Below are 19,755 nucleotides of genomic sequence, written 5' to 3'. Positions count from 1 at the left end.
AAGGCTCCGTACGGTGTGAGGAACGCACAGCAAGGGGCGTGCGGTGAGCGAGGAGCGTGCGATGAAGGCGGCCCGATTCAGCCGGTTCGGGGGCCCGGAGGTCCTCGAGATCGTGGAGCTGCCCGATCCGCACCCGGGCCCCGGCCAGGTACGGATCGCGGTGCGCGCCGCCGGACTCAACCCGAGCGACTGGAAGAAGCGCGAGGGCCTCATGGACGAGCAGCTCCCGCAGACGCTGGGCTATGAGGCGGCGGGGGTCGTCGACGAGCTCGGCGAGGGCGTCGCGGACGTGGCCGTCGGGGATCGCGTGTTCGGCTTCTGCGCTCAGGAGGGCGCCCAGGCCGAGTTGGCGGTGCTGGCCCACTACGCGCCGGTCCCGCCCTCGCTCGACTTCGCCGGTGCCGCCGCGCTGCCTGCCGCCATCGAGACGTCCCTGCGCGCACTGGACCAGCTCGGTGTCGAGAGCGACAGCACCCTGCTCATCAATGGCGCCTCGGGCAGTGTCGGCAGCGCCGCGGTGCAGTTCGCCGTGGTCCGCGGCGCCCGCGTGATCGGCACCGCGAGCCCGGCCAACCATGACTACCTGCGCTCGCTGGGAGCCGAGCCCGTCGCGTACGGCGAGGGCATGGCCGAGCGGGTGCGCGCGCTCGCGCCCGACGGCGTCGACCTGGCCCTCGATGTCGCGGGGAGCGGCGTCCTGCCGGAGCTCGTCGACCTCGCCGGCGGCCCCGAACACGTCATCACGGTCGCCGACTTCGCGGGCGCGCAGCGGTACGGCGTGACGTTCAGCCGCGGAGACGCGGGCCGCGCGGTGCACGTGCTCGGCGAGATCGGCGAGCTGATCGAGTCCGGACGCTTCTCGCTCCCGGTCGCGCAGACCTTCCCGCTCAGCGAGATCGCGGAGGCGCACCGGGCCGGGGAGAGCGGTCAGGTGCGCGGGAAGCTCGTCCTGCTGGTCTGACGAGGAGAGTTCGACGTCCCAGAGCGCCTCGGTCAGGAAGTCCACGGTGACCGGGGTGCCCGCCCGCAGCAGGAGCGCGGCGAGCAGGCAGGCTGCGGCACTTGGCAGGGCCAGAGCCGGCCCGGGGCGAGGGCCCGCCAGTGCCCTTATCGTGTTGACCGCCCCCGGCAGGCAGTGCTGGAGTCGGCGCGTGGACAGCATCCCCGCCAACCGGCGGCTCTGGAACGAGATCAGCAGCGCCTACCAGCACGAGCACGACCCGCAGATCGGCGCCGCACCCCGGCTGTGGGGCATGTACTCCATCCCCGACGCACACCTGCACGCCCTGGGCGACGTCACCGGCAAGCGCGTCCTCGAACTCGGCTGCGGCGCCGGGCAGTGGTCCAGGGCGCTCGCCGCCGAGGGCGCCACCGTGGTCGGGCTCGATCTGTCCGAAGCCCAACTCGCCGCAGCGGCCCGGGCGATGGGAGCGGCCCGCTACCCGCTGGTGCAGGGCGCCGCCGAACAACTCCCCTTCGCCGCCGACAGCTTCGACCTGGTGTTCTGCGACTTCGGCGGGCTCAGCTGGGCGCCCCCGCACCTGGCCGTCCCGCAGGCCGCACGCGTCCTGGGCCGAGGCGGGCGCCTGGTGTTCAACGTCGCCAGCCCATGGTTCGAAGCCTGCTACGACGAAGCCGCCAGCCGCGTGACCACGACGCTGCAGCAGGACTACTTCGGCCTGAACACCATCGCCGAAGGCGACGGCGCGACCAGCTATCAGCTCACCTACGGCGACTGGGTCAAGGTCCTGCGCGGCGCGGGTCTCGTCATCGACGACCTCATCGAGCCGCGGCCCGAACTCGGAACACCCAACGGCTACAACGAAACCGACCCACCCGACTGGGCACACCGCTGGCCGGCGGAGCTGCTCTGGGTGACCCACAAACCGTAGGTTCCGCCGCGCCGAGACGTGCAGGCACCCCCTCACCGGACAGGCCCTAGGCTCGCGGTCATGTACTCCACGCGGATCTCCCGGCGCGTGAACGCCCCTCGCACCGCCGTCTACCGAGCCCTCGTGGACGCCGAGGCGATCGTCAAGTGGCGGGTGCCGTCCGGCATGAGCAGCCAGGTCCATGAGTTCGACGCCCGTGCAGGCGGCGCCTTCCGGATCTCGCTGACCTATGACGCACCGGGCGAGACCGGCAAGTCGGCCCCGCACACGGATACGTACCACGGCCGTTTCGCCGAGCTCGTCCCGGACGAGCGCGTGGTCGAGGTCATGGAGTTCGAGACCGACGACCCCGCGATGCGCGGCACCATGACGATGACCACGACCCTGACCGACGTCGACATCGACGGCGACGGCGGCACCGAGGTCGTCATCGTCCACGAGGGCATCCCCGACGCGATCGCCCCCGCCGACAACGAGACCGGCACCCGCATGGCGCTGGACAACCTGGCCGCCCTCGTAGAGCCGTGAGCCACGCGCACCCGGGTCAGCCGGGTCAGCCGGGTCAGCCGGGTCAGCCGGGTCAGCCGGGTCAGCCGGGTCAGCCGGGTCAGCCGAAGATGGCGGTCGGGTCACCGGTGAACCAGGTGTTGTCGATGCGCAGGTGCCGGATGACCCAGCGGTCGCCGTCGCGCACCAGGTCGACGTCGTAGGGGTTCTTCAGGAGCGCGTGCTTGGCCGGGTCGGCGACGAGGAGGTGCTGGGCCTCGACCAGGGCGGTGAGGCGTGCGGTGTCCCCGTCGATGGAGATGCGCGGGTTGGTGACCTGGTGGGTGGTGTCCACCCGGCCGGTGAACATGCCCAGGATCGTGGTGACGATGGTGTCGCGCCCGCTCATCAGCGGCGGCTTGGCGCCCCACTTGGCGGCGGCCGGACGGAAGTCCAGCTCGGCGTCGGCCGCGAAGGAGGAGGCGAACAGGTCCTTGTCCTTGAGGTCCTGGCCGAGCCCGAAGCGGTGGAGGGCGTCGATGATCTCCGTACGGTCCCGGAGTTCGGCGACGACGGCGGCGGTGTCGTGGGCGGCGGCGGTCAGGGCGCGGTCGTGGGTGACGTACATGATGTGCTCCTTGTTTCCCTGTGCGGATCAGGTAGTTCAGGTGGTTCAGGTGGGCCAGGTGGTTCAGATGTCTCTGCGGGTCGGCCGGTCACCTGGTGTTTCCGACATCTCTGATCCTGCTGGGGGCCGACAAGAGCATCAATGCGCGCCTGTGCAACGATCGTGAAGCCTCGGTTAACGATGGCCGCGGTTCCTCGGTCGACAGTGGAGTGGAAGGGTGTGGTGCGCGGATGCTGGAGCGGCACGAGCTGGAGGCGTTCCTCACGCTCGCCGAGGAGCTGCACTTCGGCCGCACCGCCGAGCGGCTGCACGTGTCCACCGCCCGGGTCAGCCAGACGGTCGCCAAACTGGAGCGACGCGTCGGCGCGCTGCTGTTCAACCGGACCAGCCGCCGCGTCGAACTGTCCCTGGTGGGGCGGCAGTTGTACGAGGAGATACGCCCGGCCTGGTCGCAGATCACCGCGGCGTTCGAGCGGGCGGTCGACTCCGGGCGCGGCCTGACCGGCGTGCTGCGGGTCGCCTTCAACGGACCGGCCGCGGGTCAACTCCTCGTCGGCGTCACGCAGTTGTTCCGTGACCGGCATCCCGACTGCGACGTCCAGATCCGTGAGGCCAACCCGTCGGACGTCCTGCCGTGGCTGCGCGCCGGTGAGGTGGATCTCGCGCTGGCCTGCCATCCGGTGCGGGAGGAGGACGTGGTCATGGGCCCGGTTCTCGTACGGGAGGCACGCATGCTCGCCGTACCGGCTGGACACTCCTTCGCTCGCCGGGCGACGCTCTCCGTCGGGGACCTGGAGCGCGTGACCGTGCTCCAGCATCCCGAAACCTCCTGTGCCCCCACGGCGATGACGGTCAACGAGCTGCTGACGCTCGTCGGCGCGGGCGAGGGGGTCGGCGTCGTCGGCGCCCACACCCGGCGCTACTTCGCCCGGCCCGACCTCGCCTATGTCCCCTTCGAGAACGCGGAGCCCGTCGAGTGGGGCCTGCTCTGGCGCTCCGACGGCGCGACGGCCCGCGTCCGCGCCTTCGGCGACGCGGCCCTTGAGGTGGCTCAGGGCTGAGGCACGGCTCGGGGACGCAGGACCATGAGGGGGCCTTCGACCGTGGCCACCATGGCGAAGGGGAAGCGGTCGAGCTCCAGACAGAGCGCGACGTCATCGGGGTGGACGCCTTGGCGCACGCCCTGCCTCAGCTCGGCGGCGGCGCGTGACTCCGCGGCGCGGCGGAGGAACTCGGTGGGGTCCGTCCCGGCCTCGGTGGTCCTCCGAGCGATGTACTGAGCACACGCCAGGTCTTCGTCGGCCCGCCCGTCTTCGCCGGTGACCACAAAGGTGACGCTGTCACCCGTGCGCGTCCGAGTCCTCGTCCTCGCCCTCAAGAGGTGGGCCGTTGCGCCCGCCACCACGAAGCTGGCGCACAGCACCAGTGACGCCTCCTTCACCGCGAGGGCACCGACCGTCCCCGCCGTCGTCTTCTGCACGACGGTCCGTCCGCCCAGATCGGCGGAGCGCAGCAGGCCGGGCGAGTTGACGGCGTCGAACCCGGGCGCGGGCGGGCCGTCCTTGAGTGCTATCCAGTCCGGGTGGCGGGCCTTGAGCGCGAGGGCTTCGTCCAGCGACTGGGCGAGAACGATCTTCTCTGCGCCTTGGGCGAAGGCCCAGGCGGCCACCGTGAAGGCGCGCATCACGTCGACGACGACTGCCACGGACGGGACTTCGGCCAGCTCTGGGATACCAAGGAAGCGAGCATTCATCCGGTCATGATCACGCATTGCCGCCCGGAGCACCCAGCAATTAATGCGCTACCGTGTTCGACTCTTGATCGTGTCCGGATGGATCTGGATCTCCCCGGACACATTCCGACAACTAGCCAGACGGGGACGACATATGAGACTCAGGCAGATAGCTCCCGCCATCGCGTCGATTGCCCTCATCGGGTCCGCCATGACCGGTGGGGTCGCCGTGGCGAGCACGCCCAAGGCCACCGGCACCACGGCCACATCCGCCTCCCCCTCCGCCGCCGAGTGCGTCTACGTCGAGGCGGCCGAGAGCGTGAAGATCCGTAAGACCAAGGCGGTGAACGGCACCGCGCTCGGTCTGCTCCCCAAGGGCTCCAAGGCGTGCTCGACCGGCTCGACCTCCGAGGGCGGTTCCTACGACCTCTGCGGTCACAAGTCCAAGACGTGGAAGCCGATCTCCTACAGGGGCATCCGCGGCTGGATCCCCTACTACTGCACGCGCGGCCTGTAGTACCCGGCCGTCCCGCATCACGCCTTCGGCTCCCGTCGGCCTCGCTCCCTCACGAGCCTTGCCGCCGACGGGAGTTGACGGGCTCCCCTTCCTCGCGCCCCACCTCCGGGCACGCGGCACCGAGCAGCGCCCCCCTTTCGACGATCTTCACGCGCGGGCGTCCCGCGAGCGCGCCCGCGGCCCGCTCGGCCCGGTCGATCGCCCGCCAGCCGTCCAGCCCGACAGCGCCCGCACGGGGCGCGGCGGGGGTCGGTGAGGCGGTCAGCCGGCCCGCCTCGAAGTCGTCGAGGAGGGCGGCCACCGTCTCCTGTGCGCAGGACTTGTTGGTGCCGATGAATCCCGTACTGCCGCGCTTGATCCAGCCCGCCACGTAGACGCCCGCCTCGACCCGGCCCCGCTCGTGCGGTACGGTTCCGGTCGCCTCGTCGAAGGGCAGTCCGGGCACGGGCTGAGCTCGATAGCCCACCGCACGCAGCACGAGCCCGGTCTCGATGGCCTCAAGGGATTCGACGCCCTCAACTCCGGCCGTGGGCACCGCCCTTACCGTGCCGTCCTCATCGGTGCGCAGCTCGTTGCGTACGACATCCAGGCCCTGCACCGCTCCCCCGCCGACGATCCGCGCAGGACTCGCCAGAAAGCGCAGGACGATGCGGCGGCGCCCCGGAACCGGTGTGCGGGCGGCGAGTTCAGCGAGGATCCGCGTCTTCGGCGTGGCCTCTGTCGCAACACCTTCTGGCCAGCCCTCCACCACGATGTCGATGTCCTCGACGGCCGCCAGGGCGATCAGTTCGGGCAGGGTGAACGACGCCTCGGCCGGGCCGCGGCGGCCGAGCACGACGACCTCGCGGATGCGGCTCGCCCGCAGGGTGGTGAGGGCGCTGTCGGAGATGTCGGTGCGGGCCAGGGTCTCGGGGTCGGTGGTCAGGATGCGGGCGACGTCCAGGGCGACGTTGCCGTTGCCGATGACGACCGCCCGTTCGCCGTCCAGGGGGTAGGTGGTGGCGCTGTGGTCGGGGTGGCCGTTGTACCAGGCGACGAAGTCGGTGGCGGAGTGGCTGCCGGGCAGGTCCTCGCCGTCGATGCCGAGGCGGCGGTCGGTGGCGGCGCCGACGGCGTAGATCACGGCGTGGTGGTCGCGCACCAGGTCCTCGTGGTGGAGGTCGCGGCCGACTTCCGTGTCGAGGCGGTACGTGAAGCCGGGCTGGCTCTCGATGGCGCGGAAGAGCCGGGTCACCTGCTTGGTGTCCTGGTGGTCGGGGGCGACCCCGGCGCGGGCGAGGCCGTAGGGGGTGGGCAGCCGGTCGTACACGGTCACGCCGACCCCGGGGTGGCGCAGCAGTTCGTCGGCGGCGAAGAGTCCGGCCGGCCCGGCGCCGACCACGGCCACCCTCAGCTCGCCGTCCCGCTTGCGGCGTCCGGCGGGGACCAGCGCCATGGGGGTGCGGTCGGCGTGCGGGGCGGTGTCGTAGTAGGCGCGGTTGAGTTCGAGGAACGGCAGCTCGGCGGGGGCCAGTTGAGTGTGCGGTTTGAGCGCGTCGACCGGGCAGGCCGTGGTGCAGGCGCCGCAGTCCACGCAGGTGCGCGGATCGACGTAGAGCATCTCGGTCTCGCCGAAGCCCGGTTCACCGGGGGCGGGGTGGATGCAGTTGACCGGGCAGGCCAGCACACACGACGCGTCGGCGCAGCACGACCGGGTGACGACGTAGGGCATGGGGAGGGGATCTCCGTTCAGGGACCGCGTTCAGGCGTTGCGCGGGGCGGGCTCGCCCCGGTAGCGGGACGGGCGGCCGTCGATGCGCAGCATCCGCCACACCCGCCGCGAGGTCCTGTTCATGAGGCCGATCTCCTCGGCGAGCATCCGTACGTCCGAGAAGAGGTCGCGCAGCAGCTTCTGGCCGTCGGGGGACTTCCAGAAGATGTCCTTGATGACCCAGTGGGGCACGCCGATCTGCGCGGCGGTCCTGCGGTCGGGGACGACGATGACGTCGCCGAGGACGCGCATGATGACCGGGAACGCCACCGACAGCGCGCCCTTGCGCGCCTTTCCGTAGCCGGGGACCTTCTGGCGCAGGAATTCGTGGGCGAAAGAGATGTGCCGCGCCTCTTCGGCGATGTGGATCTGCATCAGGCGCCGCATGAGGGGGTGGATGTCCGCGCCGCCGCGCAGGATCGCCTTCTGGACGTGGTCGATGGGCTCCTCGCCGGCGAGGACGCCGGTGAAGAAGGACTCGGGGAGCAGGGATCCGGCCAGCGGGAGGAAGCGGCTGACCACGCGGAAGGAGCGGCGTCCGCCGGGCACGTCGGCGCCCGAGCGGTTCACGAACTCCTGGAACATCTGCGTGTGGTGGCACTCCTCGGTGACCTCGTGGGTGAGGTAGCGGAACTCGGGGTTCTGGTTGCGCAGCGCGAAGAGGTAGTCCATCACCCCGCGGATGAGGACGTTCTCGAACTGCATGCCCACCTTGACGATGTTGGCGTACCGCCACAGGCCGATGCGGGTGCGGACCTCCAGGGGCTGCCTCTTGTACCAGGGGTGGGCGCCGAGCGGGTCGGCGTCCGGGAGCACCCAGCGGGGGTCTGTCGGGTCGATGGCGAAGTCGGGGTGGTCCCAGTCGATGTCGGTGAACGCGTCGAAGTGGATGTGCACCGACGCCTCGGAGAGGGTCTGCAGCCGCTCGTGGTACGCCTGTTTGCCGGTGTCGTGCAGCGTTCGCGCGCCGGTGTTCTCGTACGTGTGTGAGGTGCTCATCGTTCGTCGTCCCTCGCTCTCTCGGTCAGGCCACCTGGGTCCGGTCCTGCTGATCGCTCTCGTGGTGGGGGTCTGCGGGCTTCTCCGCGTGGTCGAAGCGGAGGACGGGGTCCGCGATGGGGGCGCGCCGCAGCGCCTTGCGGTCGCGGTAGTAGTTGTTCCAGATCCGCCACGGGTCGCGGGTGCCCTGCCGGGGCATGATCGCGTCGCCGCGGGCGATGTATCCGGAGGACAGGGACTCCGCCATGACGGACACGTCGGCGCGGTCGGCTTCCGTGGCGACGGGCGTGACCTGGGTGAGGCCCCGCCGCTCCATGTAGGTGATGAGCCTGCTCACGTAGGCGCTGGCCAGGTCGGCCTTGAGGGTCCAGGAGGCGTTGGTGTAGCCGATGACGACGGCCATGTTGGGCACGCCGTCGAGCAGCACGCCCTTGTAGAGGACGTGGTCGCGCGGGTTGATCGGGCGTCCGTCGACGGTCAGCTCCATGCCGCCGACGAGCTGGATCCGCAGGCCGGTCGCGGTGATGACGATGTCGGCGGGAATCTCCTCGCCGGACTTCACCTTGACGCCGGTCTCGGTGAACGTGTCGATGTGGTCGGTGACCACCGACGCCTTCCCTCTCTTCAGCGCGCGGAAGAGGTCGCCGCCGGGCACGACGCACAGCCGCTGGTCCCAGGGCTTGTACGTGGGCGTGAAGTGCCGCATGTCGACGTTCGGGCCGACCTGGGCCCGTACCGCGCGCAGCAGCACCCTGCGCATGAGGCGCGGGGCCTTGCGGCACGCGGCGTACAGGCCGCGCTGCATGGCGATGTTGCGAGCGCGGCCGACCCGGTAGACGAGCCCGGCCGGGACGCGCAGCTTGCGCAGGACGAGGGAGACGGGGTCGTCCTCGGGGAGCGCCAGGATGTACGTGGGTGAGCGCTGGACCATGGTGACGTGCGCGGCGTCGGCGGCCATCGCGGGGACCAGGGTGATGGCGGTGGCGCCGCTGCCGATGACGACCACGCGCTTGCCGGTGTGGTCGAGGTCCTCGGGCCAGAACTGCGGGTGGACGAGGGTGCCGCCGAAGCGGCCCTCGCCGGGGAACTCGGGGTGGTGGCCGGAGTCGTAGTCGTAGTAGCCGGTGGCGCCGAGGAGGAAGCGCGCGGTGTAGGTCTCGCTCTGGCCGGTGGCCTCGTCCAGTACCTCGACGGTCCAACGGCCGCTCTCACTGGACCAGTTGGCCCGTACGGCCCTGCGTCCGAAGCGGATGTGCTCCGAGACGCCGTGCGCATCGGCGGTGTCCTGGACGTACCGGCGGATGTCGGGGCCCGCGGCGAGCACCTTGGTGCCGCGCCAGGCCCGGAAGCGGTAGCCGAAGGTGTACATGTCCGAGTCCGAGCGCACGCCCGGGTAGCGGAACAGGTCCCAGGTGCCGCCGATCCTGGCGCGCCGCTCCAGGATCACGTACGAGGTCCTGGGGTTGCCCTTGCGCAGGTGGCAGGCGGCGCTGATGCCGGACACCCCTGCGCCGACGATCAGTACGTCGACGTCCGCATCGGCGTGCTGGTGCTTCGTTTCGGCGTGCTGGTGCTCCATGTCCGTCCCCTTTGCCGCCTGTTGCGTGCTGCCTGGTTTCCGGCGCCTGCTGCCGCTGCTTCCCGAGCCGGACTGTGCTGGGGCGCCCGCCAAGTGCCGTGTGCGGGCGCCGGGTTGGGGCCGATGGCCGGCTCCTCCTCCGTCTGTGCCCGCAATTTACCTGTGTCACTCTGTCGCAGATACTGCTCAGAATGTGACCTGCGCCACTAGCAGCTGCGACCTGGGCACCCGCTGCATGATCACGACCGCGGCGTAGGATCCTCGCCGTGGCGAAGAGGAATACGCGTACGGACGAGCGCTCGGACGGCCGGGACACGCGGTGGGACGACCATCGCGCCGAGCGCCGCGACCGGGTCCTCGCCGCCGCCCTCAACGCCATTGGCCGCGACGGGAGTTCGGTCAGCGTGGCGGCGATCGGCGACGAGGCCGGGATGCCCCGCTCGGTCGTCTACCGGATCTTCCGCGGCCGTGAGGACCTCGACGAACAGATCCGCGCCCGCATCCTCGACGACCTGATGGCTTCGCTGTCCCCGGCCCTCGACCCCAAGGGCACGATCCGCGAGGCCATCCGCCGCGCCGTCGCCACCTACGTGGGCTGGGCCGCGGAACACCCCCGCCTCCACCAGTTCCTCGGCACGGGTTCGGCCAGCCGCCAGCCCGCGAACTCGCGCGTGGTCACGGACACGCGTACGGCCATCGCCCTGCGCCTGACCCGGCTCCTGGACACCTACGCCGAGCGCCTGCTGGACGGCGCACCGGCACCCAAGGGCTTCAGCCTCGACCTCGCGTTCGGCATGGTCGGCCTGGTGGACGCGGTGGTCAACCGCTGGGTCAACCACCCCGCAGCACGCAGCTCCACCGACGACTTGACCGACTTCCTGAGCAACGCGCTGTGGGGCATGCTCTCGGGGGCCACCGCGGGTGTGGGGGTCCGTCTCGACCGGGATCAGCCGCTGACGGCGCTCTGAGAGCCCGATCCGAGGACATGGGTGGTGGAGGGGGGCCGCCCGCCATGATCGTCCAAGATGGCACGATCGGCACGTATGACGAGTCGGAACTCCACAGGACCCGCAGCGCCCTCCGCATCCATGCCCTCCGCATCCATGACGGACGAGGCCCTCCTTCTGGTCGCGGCCCGCTTCCCGCGCGCGTTGGGCGCCGTCCTCGGCGGTTCGGCCGCCCAGGGGCGTGCAACTCCCCTCAGCGACCTGGACCTTGCCGTCCTCCTCCCCCGCGACGACACCACCCGCCGTGAAGTCGTACGCCACCAGGGCCGCCTGGCCGAGCTGTTCCTCCACACCGTGGCGGACGTCGACGACGCCTTCGAACGGGAGCGCGTCCACCGCCGGGGCACCCTCGTGCACATCTACGCCCAGGGCCTGCCCCTGCTGGACCCGCACGGCGACCTGACCCGCGTACGCACGCAGGCGCGCACCGTTCTCGCGGCGGGCCCCGTCCCGCTCACCACCGCAGAGCGGGCCCGCAGCCGCTATCTGCTCACCTGCTTCATGGACGACTTGCTCGACACCCCCACGGCCGAGCGTTACGACCAACTCGCCGTGGCCGACCACACGTTGCGCGAGGCGTCCCATCTGCTGACCGCGCACCACGGCGCCTGGACGGGCATCGGCAAGTGGCTGCCGCGCAGGCTGCTGGGCGCCGATACCGCGCGAGGCACGGCTCTTCTCGAAGGGCACCGCATCGTGGCCGAGCAGGGTGATCCGGGGCCGTTGGCAGCGGCGGCGGAAGAGGTTCTGGGCCTGGTGGGCGGGCCCCTCAGAGAGGGCTACGTCCAGAAGTAGTCGGCGGCGCGGGCGTCGCGGGCCCGGCCCGTGAAGGCGCCGACGGTCTTCCGGTACTCCTCCGGGACGGCCTGGATCTCCATGGAGGAGCCGGCCCAGTCGGTGGCGAAGCCGCTGGGCTCGACGACGAGGTAGCGGATGCCGAACGACACGGTCTCGGTGGCGAGCACACGGGTGAGCCCGAAGTCGTCCTCCGGCGCCGTCTCGACCAGGGCGACGTTCGCGTACCCGGCGTTGTTGACGATCACGTCGAGGCGGCCGAAGCGGTCACAGGAAGATCTCTTCCCGGGCCTCGAAGCAGGCGATGCGCGAGCAACTCGCCGACGGCGGAATCAAGGGGCGGAACCGCGCAGGGCTCAGGGCTGGACGCGCAGCAACTCCCCTGCCCTGCGCGCCGCTTCCGCATGGCCGAAGAGCCCCGGCAGGCCGCCGGTGTGGAGCAGCACGGTGCGTTCGCCGGGGCGGATGTCGCCCTCGCGTACGGCGGCGATCAGGCCGGCGGCGGCGCGGCCGGTGTAGACGGGGTCCAGGATCACGCCCTCGGTGGCCGCGACGGTCGTGATGGCGTCCAGGACCGGCTGGTGCAGTACCGCGTACGCCTCGCCGACCTGGTCCGCGCGCACCCGCAGTTCCGCCACGGGCTGTGCGCGGCCGGTGAGTTCGCCGAGGAACGCGGCGGCCGTGGCGGTCGGGTCGGGGAGGGCGCCGACGTCGATTCCCAGGACGCGGCCGGGGCCGAGGGCGGCGAGCAGTCCGGCCATGGTGCCGCCGGACCCGAGGGCGGTGACGACGTGCCGTACGCCGGGCTGCTGGTCCAGGATCTCCCGGCCCGCCGCCAGGTAGCCGCGGGCGCCGAGCGCGCCGGAGCCGCCGAAGGGGACGAGGTAGGGGCGGGCGCCCCGGGCGCGCAGCGCCGCACAGGTCTCCTCCGCCGCCTTGGTCAACTCGGCCGCGCCCGAGGCTCCTTCGGCCCGTACGATCCGGGCTCCGAGGAGGGCGTCCAGCAGGAGGTTCCCGGCGACCGGAGGCGGGGCGGGCGCGGTGCCCGGCATCACCAGGACCGCGTCGAGGCCCGTGCGGGCGGCGGCCGCGGCGGTGAGGCGGGCGTGGTTGCTCTGCGGGCCGCCGGTGGTGACGAGGGTGTCCGCGCCCTGCGCCAGGGCGTCGGCGACCAGCCACTCCAGTTTGCGGACCTTGTTGCCGCCGCCGCCGAGGCCGGTCAGGTCGTCGCGCTTGATCCACAGGTCGTCGGCGTGCAGCCCGACGGCCTCGGCCAGGCGGGGTGCGGGCTCCATCGGCGTCGGCCACGTCGACAGCGTCAGCTTCTCGGGCATCCCTGGTCCTCCTTCTCGTATCGCGTGCCAGGAGGCACCGGGCGCGCGGCGGGGCGCACGCGTGACCGGCCAGCCTGTCACAGCCGTCGTCGGTGTCCGGTAAGCCTCAGCGGCTCGTACGTCTCAGCGGGCGCGTTCGCGCAGGTAGGCGTCCAGTTCGGCGGCGCCGGTCAGCATCGCGCGCCCGCGGGCGGACAGCCGGTCATGCCAGTCGCGCAGGGTGGCCGCCAGCGGTTCGAGGCCGCCCGCCGCCCGCACCTGGGCGAGCAGCGGTGCGATCTGCTCCAGCGGGTGGCCGCCGCGCCTGAGCTGGTGCGTCAGCCGGGTGTCGCGCACGTCGGCCTCGTCGTAGACGCGGTACCCGGTGTGCGGGTCGCGGCGCGGCCGCACGAGCCCGGCGCGCTCCCATGCGCGGAGCGTCGCCGGGCGGATGCCGAGCTCCTGCGCCAGGGGGCCGATGAACCGGCTCGCAGGACCGGTCGCCGCACCGGGCTGCTGCGCCGTGGCCGGTTCCAGTCCTTGCAGGGCGCGCTCCACAGCTTGGAGGGTCCGTCGGTCGTCGAGGAGTTGGGCGTGGCTCTCGCCGAGAAGGCGGAACGCCTCCTCGGGCCCGTCCTGGTTGACGGTCTGCATGATCGATGTCGCCGTGGGGTGGCCGTGGCCGGGGATCAGGGCGAGAAACGCGCGCAGGGCGGCGGCGTGCAGCGAGGTGTAGGTGCGGTAGCCGGTCGGGGTACGAGCGGCCACCGGGAGGATGCCTGCCTCCTCGTAATTCCTGACCGCCTGCGTGGACAGACCGTGGGCACGGGCCAGATCGACCGGCCTGAGCCGTCCCTCGCTTTGAAGCTTTTTCCCCATGCGACCGAAGATATCGCGGGAAAGTTTCCACCGGAGGTTCAACGATAGCGTTGAAGGCATGGCTACCGACATCAAGGACACCGTCGCCCACCCCGTCGAGGCCGCCGCCGTCATGGGGCTGCTCCAGGCCCGGCCCCGGCTGCTCGCCCTGGGCGAGCCCACACACGGCGAGGACTCACTGCTCAAAGTGCGCAACGACCTCTTCCGGCAGCTCGTCGAGCAGGAGGGCTACCGGACGATCACCATCGAGAGCGACTGCATGAAGGGCCTGGCCGTCGACGCCTACGTCACCTCGGGTGCGGGCACGCTCGACGAGGTCATGGAGCACGGGTTCAGCCACGGCTGGGGCGCCTCCGCGGCCAACCGCGAACTCGTGCGCTGGATGCGCGACTTCAATGTCCGCGCCGACCAGGACGGCCGGCCCGCCTCCGAGCGGCTGCGCTTCGCCGGGTTCGACGGACCGCTGGAGACCGCCGCCGCGGCGAGCCCCCGCCGGTCCCTCACCGCCCTCCACGCCCATCTCGCGGCCCACGTGGACGCGGCCCTGCTCCCCTGCACCGCGGAGACGCTCGACCGCTTGCTGGGCGACGACGACCGATGGACCCATCCTGACGCGATGATGGACCCGTCGAAGTCGGTGGGGCAGTCGCCCGAGGCGCACCAACTCCGCTTGCTGGCCGACGACTTGGGTGCACTGCTCGACATGCAGGCGCCGCACCTCGTCACGGCGGCCTCGTGGGACGACTGGGACCGGGCGCGCCTGTACGGGCGCACCGCCACCGGCCTGCTGCGCTACCACCACGCGATGGCCGACGCGGCACCGTCGCGCATGGCACGGCTGTGCGCGCTGCGGGACCTGATGATGGCCCGCAACCTCCTCGCCCTCGCCGACCGGGGCCCGGCCCTCGTCCACGCGCACAACTCCCACCTCCAGCGGGACAAGAGCTCGATGCAGATGTGGCAGGGGCGGGTGGAGTGGTGGAGCGCCGGTGCGCTGGTGAGTTCCCGGCTCGGCGCCGCGGAGTACGCCTTCGTGCCGACGGCCCTCGGCACGATCCGGCACCAGGGCGTGGACGCGCCGCCGCCGGACACCCTCGAAGGGCTCCTGTACGCGCTCCCGGACGACGAGGGCTGCGTCCTCGACGCCCGGCGGCTGGCCGCAGCCCTCACGGACCCGCCGCCGGCGCCGCGCGTGTCCCCGTGGTTCGGCTACGCCCCTTTCGATCCGGCCCACTTGGCGGCCAGTGACGGGCTCGTGTTCGTCAGGGACGTCCCGCAGCACTGACGAACACGAGCCCGTCGGGGCCGCCGCCCTCGGTGCCGTCCGCTCACCCTCTCAGGCCCCGGCCGGCCCCATCCGTCCGACCGCCGCCCGCAGCACCGCGTTGAACTCCGCCGGGAGTTCCTGGTGCGGCATGTGTCCGGTGCCCTCGATGACGTGGAGTTCGCCCTGCGGGGCGAGCGCGGCCAGGGTGCGGGAGACCGCGACGGGGATCGCGTCGAGCGGTCCGTGGACGAAGAGCGCGGGGACGGCGAGGCCGGGGAGGGTCTCGCGCAGGTCGCGCGGCGGGGTGTCGCCGATGATCTCGCGGAACAGGTCGTCGATGGCCGTGCCCGAGGCGAGCACCTGCTGGATCGTCGCGTCGACCGTCTCCCGCCCGGCCGCGGGCCCGAACCATGTCGGCACCCACTCCGCGACGGTCGCCGCGCGGTCCGACGCGAACCCGTCGAGCAGGCCGCGTATCACCTCGGTCATGCCCTCGCGCGCCCAGTGGCCGGAGCCGTCGACCGACACCACTCCCAGGACCCGTTCGGGCGCCGCGAGCGCAGCCTCCAAGGCGAAGGTCGCACCCATCGAACTGCCCACCAGGACGGGGCGGTTGAGGCCGAGTGCGTCGATGAGGGCGAGGACGTCGGCGGTGTTGCCCGCGGTCGTGTTGCCCTCGGCCGGGTGTTCCGAGCGGCCGCAGCCGCGCCAGTCCACGGTGACCACCCAGTGGTCCCGGCCCAGATCCGCCACCTGCGCCTCCCACACGCGGCCGCTGGTGCCCCAGCCGTGCAGGAAGAGCAGGGGCTGCTTTGTCTCCTGGCCGTCGCGGGGCCCGTTGTCCTCGTAGTAGATCTCGGTTCCGTTGAGCTGCGCGTACGGCATGGCCCGGCCATCCCCTTCAGACAGTTGCGACGTGGGTGATCACTGCTGTGACCCGGGAGCAGTTCACCGCGCCAACCGGCTGCGGCCAATGAGCACTTCGCTCTTACACTCATCGAGAACCGTGATGAATCACGGACGGTCAGTGGTGCGGAGAGGGTCTGCGTGGAGCTGCGGCAGGTGCACTACTTCCTCGCCGTCGCCGAGGAGTTGCACTTCGGGCGGGCCGCCGAGCGGCTGCGGATCGTGCAGCCGACGGTCAGCCAGCAGATCCGGCGCCTGGAGCGGGAGGTGGGGCTCGACCTGTTCGAGCGCACCACCCGCAGCGTCCGGCTGACGCCCGCGGGCCAGGCGTTCCTGCCGCACGCCCGCGCCCTGGTGGGGGCCGAGCGCGCGGGGCTCGCCGCGATGGCGGCCCTGCGGTCCGAGGAGGAGACGGCGCTGCGCATCGGGACGAACGTCGGGCTGGGCGTGCGGCTCGACCGGCTCCTCGACGATCTCGCCGAGCGCGCGCCGCAGCTCGCCGTGGAGCTGGTCGGCATCCCGGCGGCCGACCGGTTGCGGAAGGTGCGGGACGGGGAGCTCGATGCCGCCTTCATCCGGGGACTTGCGCGCAGCCCCGGGCTGGACCTGCTTCCCGTCTGGCGGGATCCGCTGGTCGCGGCCCTGCCCGCGAGCCATCCCCTGGCGGCCGCCGACCGGGTGGCACTGGCCGATCTGGCCGGTCTGCCGCTGCGCATCGCGCCGCGCGAGGCGAACCCTCATCTGGTCGACCTCATCGTCGGCGCCTGCCAGGGGGCGGGGTTCGAGCCGGTCATGGGGCCGGCCTTCTCCGCCTTCTCCACCGACCAGGACACCCTCGCCTCCATCGGTACGGGCAGGCCGAGTTGGACGGTGTTCTACGCCTCCAAGGCCGAGAGCGTCCCCACGTCCCGTACGGTCTTCCGCCCCTTCGCCCATCCGGTACCGACCGCGCAGACGTTCCTGGCCGTCCGGCCTTCGGCTCCCGTGCGGCGGCTCGCGGCGCTGCTCGACGCGTGCCGCGCCCAAGCCCAGTAGCTCCTCCGGCCCGTTCAGCACCGCCTGAGGCCGACGGTGCGGAGACGGGCGCGGCGGCGAGAGTACCGGCGGTTACCAGTCAAGAAGCGGCAGTGGTGAGTGCCGTGCGCGACGAGCGGCGCGGCAGGCGCGCGGAGGGAAACCCTTCGTGACGGGGGCTCAGGAGGCGGGAGGCGCTCGGGAGGCCCCTGGGCTCGGGAGGAGACGGGCCTGGGGTGCCGCCGGGAGCAGACGCGCCAGGGGTGTCGGTGGATTCGTCCTGCTCGCGCCGCCGTTGAGACGGCCGCTTCGGGCCGCACATCGCGTGACACAGAGTGATCGGCCGTGGTGAAGTCTGTGACTGGATTCACTTTGATCTTGGAAGTGCGGGCCAATCTTTCGCCCTATAACGCTGTGCTATGCCCGTTTTGTTGCCGCTGGCTAGACAGCCGAACATCTGCCAAAGTGGCGTCGCGTCGAAGATCACTTACGACCCAGCCGGCCGACATCGACTAAGGGGACAGCGCCACCAGGCGTCTGCCCGCCGCTAGTTGATGCTGCGTCAGCATGCCTGCTGTTACCACCTGTTGTGTTCCTTGGAGAGAGTGTGTACGCGTACCTCATGACGGCACCCGGTGAGATCGTTCGCTCACAGGTGCCCGACCTGAAATGCCAGTCGGATGAGGTGCTGTTGGAGACCGAAGCCGTCTCCATATGCTCCACCGACGTCTCGTACTTCAGGGGACATCTGTTTCCGGACGCCTGGCCGATCATTCCCGGACACGAGTACGTCGGCCGGGTGCTTGAGGTCGGCTCGCGCCTGAAGGGGCTGGTGGAGCCCGGCCAGCGCATCGGCTACTGGGGACAGACCGACTTCGGCGGGATGGCGGAGTACCGCGCCCTGCGCCCGCTCTTCCCGGGCCAGCTCGGCATGGAGACGAACTTCTACACCGAGCGGAACTTCTACGACGCCAACCAGGCCGCGGCGGTCATCCTCCCGGACTCGATCCCCTCCGACCTGGCGACGATCGTCGAGCCGCTCACCTCGGTGCTGCGCTCGCTCCTGATGAACCCGCCCAAGCCGGGCGACCACTGCGTGGTGCTCGGCGCCGGACCCAGCGCCCTGCTGGCCGTCCAGGTGCTCGACCGCCACCTGGGCGCGGGCTCGGTGACCGTCATCGACCGCAACGACCAGCGCATGCGCCTGGCCCAACAGCACGGCGCCATGCGGGCGTTCAACGCGGAGGGCCAGGCCGAGGAGCTCGACACCTTCGTGCACGAGCACCACGACCAGTACGCGGACTACGTCTTCGACGCCCTGCCGCACATCGACGCCCCCGAGCACGGCGGCAAGGACATCCGCGAGCTGGCGATGGGCCTGCTGCGCCCGGGCGGCACATACGTCCTGTACGGCGCCTCGATGACGCCGCAGCGCTTCAACACCTGGATGATCCTCGCCAAGGGGCTGCGGCTGCGCTCCACCCCCTTCGACGTCCGCGAGTTCCCCATGACGCGGTCGGCCCATGTGGCCTCCGTGGCCCTGCGGTTGATCGAGACGGGCCTCGTGGACGCGCGTCCCCTGGTGACGACCCGCGTGGGTCTCGGGGACGAGGCGGGCGTGCGCCAGGGCTTCACCGACTACGGCAACGGCGCCTCGATGAAGACGTCGATGCTCAGCGAGAGCGTGCTCCTCGACTACCTGGAGCGTGAGGCCGGCGTGGACGAGATCGGGGTCCCCGCTTGACCTCCGAGGTCGCGGACTTCCGCCGGGGGCCGGTGACCCGCATGGCCTATGCGGGTCTGGCCGTCTACGCCTTCGCCCTGTATCTACAGGGTCCGCTCCTGCCGCTGCTGCGCGAGGACCTGGACTTCTCGTACGCGATGATGAGCGCGCACTCCACGGTCTTCGCCGCGGGCGGCGTGCTGGTCAATGTGGCGTTCGAGCGCGTCCGGCGGCGGATCGGCTACCGCTCGGCCTTCTGGCTGTCCATCAGCGCGGTGGCGCTGGGGGCCGTGCTCATGGCGGTCGGCCCCGTGGTCGCGGTCACGCTCGTGGCCGCGGCCCTCATGGGGGTCAGCGGCGCGCTGCTGCAGACGGTGACGCTGTCGGTCCTGGCCGAGCACCACGGGCCGCTGCGCGAGCGGGCGTTGGTGGAGGCGAACGCCGCGGCCAGTGCCGCGGCGCTCGCCGCCCCGCTGGCCATCGGCGCGATGGGGATGCTGGGCGCGGACTGGCAGACCACGCTGTTCATCCCGCTGGCCGCGTTCCTCGCGGTGTACGGGGTGTTCCGGCGCGAGCCGTTCCTGTCCGGACGGACGACGGGAGCCGTCGCCGGTACCCCCGAGGACGTCGGCACGCCAGGGAACGGCCGCGCCCCACGGCTGCCCCGAAGGTTCTGGCTTGCGGGCGTCCTGTGCAGTGTCGTGGTGGGGCTCGAGTTCTGCCTGGTGCTGTACGGGTCGCCGCACCTGACCACCGGAGTCGGCATGTCGTCGGGCGCGGCGGGCACCGCCCTGAGCCTCTTCTACGGCGGCACGCTCGTGGGGCGCCTGGCCGGGAGCAGGCTGTCGGGCCGTCAGGGCGGGGCGTCCGCCCTGACCGGGTACGCGCTGGCGCTCACCGCGGTGAGCTTCACCGCCCTGTGGGCGGCCGACTCCCCCTCCCTCGCCCTGCCTTCGCTCTTCTTCGCCGGGCTCGGCGTGGCGAACCTCTTCCCACTGACCCTGTCCATGGCCGTCGCCACGGCACCCGAGCACACGGCGCGGGCCACCGCCCGGGTCCAGCTCATGGTGTCCGCGGCGATCATGGTGGCGCCGTTCCTGCTGGGCGCGCTGTCCGACCGGGTGGGCGTGGAGCGCGCGTTCACGGTCGCCGCGGTGCTCATCGGGGCCGCCGCCGCCCTCCTCGTCGTGACCAGGTTCGCGCGGGCCGAACAGACCGTCGCGGAGCCCTCCCGGGCGCAGCCCGCCCCCTCTATGGAGTCTTGACCG

Annotated in this window: 20 protein-coding genes; 11 read left to right on the top strand and 9 right to left on the bottom strand. The window is 71.6% G+C overall.

The window, feature by feature from the left end; genetic code table 11:
* Nucleotides 1-61 precede the first annotated feature (61 nt).
* The 3 genes from ACFWYM_RS24575 to ACFWYM_RS24565 all read left to right on the top strand — a co-directional run bounded on the left by ACFWYM_RS24575 (nt 62) and on the right by ACFWYM_RS24565 (nt 2,420).
* A complete protein-coding gene (locus ACFWYM_RS24575; protein WP_384841132.1) occupies nt 62-961 on the top strand; it encodes an NADP-dependent oxidoreductase in 900 nt (299 codons plus the stop codon).
* A 190-nt stretch (nt 962-1,151) separates the two neighbouring features.
* Nucleotides 1,152-1,892, top strand: coding sequence for a class I SAM-dependent methyltransferase (locus ACFWYM_RS24570; protein WP_384841054.1), 741 nt, complete (start codon nt 1,152-1,154; stop codon nt 1,890-1,892).
* Between the two features lie 60 nt (nt 1,893-1,952).
* The gene (locus ACFWYM_RS24565) at nt 1,953-2,420 is read left to right on the top strand and encodes an SRPBCC domain-containing protein (protein ID WP_384841051.1); all 468 of its coding nucleotides are present in this window, start codon (nt 1,953-1,955) and stop codon (nt 2,418-2,420) included.
* Nucleotides 2,421-2,499: 79 nt separating this feature from the next.
* Here ACFWYM_RS24565 and ACFWYM_RS24560 read toward each other — a convergent pair whose 3' ends face one another.
* Nucleotides 2,500-3,006: a nuclear transport factor 2 family protein gene (locus ACFWYM_RS24560; RefSeq protein WP_384841048.1), complete on the bottom strand. Its 507-nt coding sequence runs from the start codon at nt 3,004-3,006 to the stop codon at nt 2,500-2,502.
* Nucleotides 3,007-3,236: 230 nt separating this feature from the next.
* Here ACFWYM_RS24560 and ACFWYM_RS24555 point away from each other — a divergent pair, with 230 nt between their 5' ends.
* Complete coding sequence (locus tag ACFWYM_RS24555) at nt 3,237-4,067, top strand: LysR family transcriptional regulator (RefSeq protein ID WP_384841046.1); 831 nt, start codon at nt 3,237-3,239, stop codon at nt 4,065-4,067.
* Here the strand turns inward: ACFWYM_RS24555 and ACFWYM_RS24550 are convergent.
* A complete protein-coding gene (locus ACFWYM_RS24550) occupies nt 4,058-4,759 on the bottom strand; it encodes a 2-phosphosulfolactate phosphatase (protein ID WP_384841043.1) in 702 nt (233 codons plus the stop codon). The two genes, ACFWYM_RS24555 and ACFWYM_RS24550, sit on opposite strands and share 10 nt — an antisense overlap.
* 133 nt (nt 4,760-4,892) lie before the next feature.
* Here ACFWYM_RS24550 and ACFWYM_RS24545 point away from each other — a divergent pair, with 133 nt between their 5' ends.
* The gene (locus tag ACFWYM_RS24545) at nt 4,893-5,255 is read left to right on the top strand and encodes a hypothetical protein (protein ID WP_384841040.1); all 363 of its coding nucleotides are present in this window, start codon (nt 4,893-4,895) and stop codon (nt 5,253-5,255) included.
* 49 nt (nt 5,256-5,304) lie between these two features.
* Here the strand turns inward: ACFWYM_RS24545 and ACFWYM_RS24540 are convergent, their stop codons facing one another.
* From ACFWYM_RS24540 to ACFWYM_RS24530, 3 genes are read right to left on the bottom strand one after another with little or no spacing between them, the layout of a single operon-like run.
* Nucleotides 5,305-6,966: an FAD-dependent oxidoreductase gene (locus tag ACFWYM_RS24540; protein WP_384841038.1), complete on the bottom strand. Its 1,662-nt coding sequence runs from the start codon at nt 6,964-6,966 to the stop codon at nt 5,305-5,307.
* 30 nt (nt 6,967-6,996) lie between these two features.
* Nucleotides 6,997-8,004 carry a diiron oxygenase gene (locus tag ACFWYM_RS24535; protein WP_384841034.1) on the bottom strand — a complete coding sequence of 336 codons (1,008 nt, stop codon included), beginning with the start codon at nt 8,002-8,004 and terminating at the stop codon, nt 6,997-6,999.
* Nucleotides 8,005-8,029: 25 nt separating this feature from the next.
* Nucleotides 8,030-9,583 carry a flavin-containing monooxygenase gene (locus ACFWYM_RS24530; protein ID WP_384841031.1) on the bottom strand — a complete coding sequence of 518 codons (1,554 nt, stop codon included), beginning with the start codon at nt 9,581-9,583 and terminating at the stop codon, nt 8,030-8,032.
* A gap of 266 nt (nt 9,584-9,849) precedes the next feature.
* Between ACFWYM_RS24530 and ACFWYM_RS24525 the strand changes: the two genes are divergently transcribed.
* Nucleotides 9,850-10,551, top strand: coding sequence for a TetR/AcrR family transcriptional regulator (locus ACFWYM_RS24525; RefSeq protein WP_384841028.1), 702 nt, complete (start codon nt 9,850-9,852; stop codon nt 10,549-10,551).
* Between the two features lie 135 nt (nt 10,552-10,686).
* Nucleotides 10,687-11,385 (top strand): nucleotidyltransferase domain-containing protein, encoded by a 699-nt coding sequence (locus ACFWYM_RS24520; protein ID WP_384841026.1) that lies wholly within the window; start codon nt 10,687-10,689, stop codon nt 11,383-11,385.
* Here the strand turns inward: ACFWYM_RS24520 and ACFWYM_RS24515 are convergent.
* From ACFWYM_RS24515 to ACFWYM_RS24505, 3 genes are all read right to left on the bottom strand, one after another.
* Complete coding sequence (locus ACFWYM_RS24515) at nt 11,370-11,633, bottom strand: hypothetical protein (RefSeq protein ID WP_384841023.1); 264 nt, start codon at nt 11,631-11,633, stop codon at nt 11,370-11,372. The genes ACFWYM_RS24520 and ACFWYM_RS24515 overlap by 16 nt on opposite strands.
* A gap of 108 nt (nt 11,634-11,741) precedes the next feature.
* A complete protein-coding gene (locus ACFWYM_RS24510) occupies nt 11,742-12,719 on the bottom strand; it encodes a pyridoxal-phosphate dependent enzyme (RefSeq protein WP_384841020.1) in 978 nt (325 codons plus the stop codon).
* Between the two features lie 123 nt (nt 12,720-12,842).
* Nucleotides 12,843-13,577 carry a TioE family transcriptional regulator gene (locus ACFWYM_RS24505; protein ID WP_384841017.1) on the bottom strand — a complete coding sequence of 245 codons (735 nt, stop codon included), beginning with the start codon at nt 13,575-13,577 and terminating at the stop codon, nt 12,843-12,845.
* A 58-nt stretch (nt 13,578-13,635) separates the two neighbouring features.
* On the opposite strand from ACFWYM_RS24505, the gene ACFWYM_RS24500 reads away from it, so the two are divergent.
* Nucleotides 13,636-14,862 carry an erythromycin esterase family protein gene (locus ACFWYM_RS24500; protein WP_384841014.1) on the top strand — a complete coding sequence of 409 codons (1,227 nt, stop codon included), beginning with the start codon at nt 13,636-13,638 and terminating at the stop codon, nt 14,860-14,862.
* A 51-nt stretch (nt 14,863-14,913) separates the two neighbouring features.
* Here ACFWYM_RS24500 and ACFWYM_RS24495 read toward each other — a convergent pair whose 3' ends face one another.
* The gene (locus ACFWYM_RS24495; protein WP_384841011.1) at nt 14,914-15,729 is read right to left on the bottom strand and encodes an alpha/beta fold hydrolase; all 816 of its coding nucleotides are present in this window, start codon (nt 15,727-15,729) and stop codon (nt 14,914-14,916) included.
* A gap of 162 nt (nt 15,730-15,891) precedes the next feature.
* Between ACFWYM_RS24495 and ACFWYM_RS24490 the strand changes: the two genes are divergently transcribed.
* The 3 genes from ACFWYM_RS24490 to ACFWYM_RS24480 all read left to right on the top strand — a co-directional run bounded on the left by ACFWYM_RS24490 (nt 15,892) and on the right by ACFWYM_RS24480 (nt 19,752).
* Nucleotides 15,892-16,785, top strand: a complete 894-nt coding sequence (locus tag ACFWYM_RS24490; protein ID WP_384841008.1) for a LysR family transcriptional regulator — start codon at nt 15,892-15,894, stop codon at nt 16,783-16,785.
* 601 nt (nt 16,786-17,386) lie between these two features.
* Entirely contained in the window at nt 17,387-18,508 is a 1,122-nt protein-coding gene (locus tag ACFWYM_RS24485; protein ID WP_384841006.1) for a zinc-binding dehydrogenase, read from the top strand.
* Nucleotides 18,505-19,752 (top strand): MFS transporter, encoded by a 1,248-nt coding sequence (locus ACFWYM_RS24480; RefSeq protein ID WP_384841004.1) that lies wholly within the window; start codon nt 18,505-18,507, stop codon nt 19,750-19,752. The genes ACFWYM_RS24485 and ACFWYM_RS24480 overlap by 4 nt, the downstream gene beginning before the upstream one ends.
* Nucleotides 19,753-19,755 lie beyond the last annotated feature (3 nt).

Origin of the sequence: Streptomyces sp. NPDC059009, from assembly GCF_042740175.1 — a bacterium.
GTDB lineage: Bacteria > Actinomycetota > Actinomycetes > Streptomycetales > Streptomycetaceae > Streptomyces.
This window is presented reverse-complemented; position numbering and strand designations above follow the sequence as displayed.